This window comes from Thalassobacillus devorans MSP14 (assembly GCF_000496835.1).
GTDB classification, from domain to species: Bacteria; Bacillota; Bacilli; order Bacillales; family Halobacillaceae; genus Thalassobacillus; species Thalassobacillus devorans_B.
The window spans coordinates 1-2,007 of the sequence record NZ_AWXW01000032.1; the positions used below are offsets into that span (position 1 = coordinate 1).

General features: G+C 44.7%; 1 protein-coding gene. It reads left to right on the forward strand.

The features are described 5' to 3' along the window. Nucleotides 1-602 precede the first annotated feature (602 nt). Entirely contained in the window at nt 603-1,844 is a 1,242-nt protein-coding gene (locus P855_RS0100680) for an IS110 family transposase (protein ID WP_028781806.1), read from the forward strand. Nucleotides 1,845-2,007 lie beyond the last annotated feature (163 nt).

Below are 2,007 nucleotides of genomic sequence, written 5' to 3' on the forward strand. Positions count from 1 at the left end.
GCTCCCTCGTATAATACTTATAAGAGCTCTTCCTAGAGGAATTTCCAGTTGGATCCGGATCCCAGAAAGCCTCTTTGTATGTTTGATCCATGGATGTATATCGGGACCCTGAGTTGGCATTCGCTTCCTCATTCACATCCGATATGATTTTGGCTGTTTGCCCTCGTGAATGAGGAAGCGAAGCCTCTCTACTTTAATGAATCTTAATGCTTCTCTTGGAGGAAGTGGCCTTCCTCCAGCTTATTAATCATGCCTAAAACTTCATATAGAGAAATGTCGGAGGATGGGTGATGATCCATGGGTTACCTCCGGCATTTATTTTTCCTAGCTTTTCAGACCTGCCTGCCGGACAATTAAGGGGACAAGTTTTTTTCAGGAGATAGCTAAGCTCCCTTGCGGCCATTACGGACTGCTTAAAAAGCCTGCTACCCATCGTTCATCACGAAAGGTCTAACCACTAGTTGCGCCGTATCGAAGAAGGAATGTAGCGATGAATGGACTTCTTCGATAGCGAGTGCTGATGACGAGGAAGACGTCGATGATTCCGGTGGGCACCCAGGTCTGAAAGAACCTTGATTACTGATAATGAGGAGGTGATTGGTATGTCTCAATTGCTTGTCGGTATAGACGTAAGCTTAAAATCTCATCATGTCCATTTCATGAAAGAGGATGGAGCTTCGCTCCAAGAATTCTCGATTCCCAATAATCAAGAAGGGGCGAGACTCTTGCTTCAGAAAGTCATGACCTATCGAGAAAAGGCAAAGGTGAAGGATGTGAAGGTTGGGCTCGAAGCCACATCCAATTACGGTTGGCATCTCGCCCATTTCCTTCATGACCACTTGTGTTCATCTGACGATGAATCCTTTTCTCCAGCTATTTACGTTCTTAACGCGCGAAAAGTCAGTCGTTTCAAAAAGGGCTATGATACGCTGCCCAAGAACGACCGAATTGATGCCTGGGTCATCGCGGACCACTTGCGATTCGGACGTCTACCCCATGCCATGAAAGAAGTTGCTCAGTATGAAGCGCTCCAGCGATTAACGAGGACACGATTTCATCTCGTTAAAGATATCGCTCGCCATAAGACCTATATCATGAATCAGGTCTTCTTAAAGTTTAGCGGGATCACGCAAGAGTCCCCGTTTTCCAATACTTTTGGCGTTACCAGTATGGCGGTGATTCAAGAACTCGAACCGGAGGTCATCGCTCAAATGTCGCTTGAAGAACTCATGCATTTCATTCAGGAGAAGGGGAACAATCAATTCCGAGAACCTGAAGAAGCTGCCAAATTTCTTAAAAAGATCGCTCGTGATTCCTTCCGTCTCCATCCGAACATGGAAGACGCCGTGAATGTTTCACTAAGTATCATGGCCAGTACGATTCAACACTTGACTTCCCAAGTGAAACGTTTGGATAAAGAGATACAAAAAGTGATCAAAGCCATTCCGGAAACGTTGACCTCTATCAAAGGTATTGGTCCTGTATATTCCGCTGGTCTAATCGCAGAAATAGGAGATATTCAGCGATTCAAAGATCACCATGCCCTCGCCAAATATGCAGGGTTGGTATGGAATCAACATCAATCAGGTGAGTATGAGTCGGAAAGCACTTCTCGCATGCGAACCGGAAATAAGTATCTGCGATACTATCTGATTCAGGCTGCCGATACGATCCGAAAGCATGATTCGGAGTATCGTGCCTTCTATCAGAAGAAGTTTCATGAAGTTCCCAAGCACCAACACAAACGAGCCCTCGTCTTAACCGCAAGAAAATTGGTCCGGTTGGTTTACTCGCTACGTAAAACCAACCAACTCTATCTTCCACCCGAAAGGAGGAACTCTTAATTTAAGAGAGCCATCCACGGGTTCATCCACTTCCTTTTTTTAACAGATGGAAGGAAGCTTCTTTAGTGATGTGTTTTTTAGATACTTCTTGCGTACCTAGCAAAATAATTTCCAATTCGATAGCAATTTACAGTTGACATTATACCACTAGGCTTTTATGGAA

What these genes read in the sequence shown, in the direction of transcription:
- P855_RS0100680 (WP_028781806.1), top strand. Translation starts at nt 603, where the DNA reads ATGTCTCAATTGCTTGTCGGTATAGACGTAAGCTTAAAATCTCATCAT.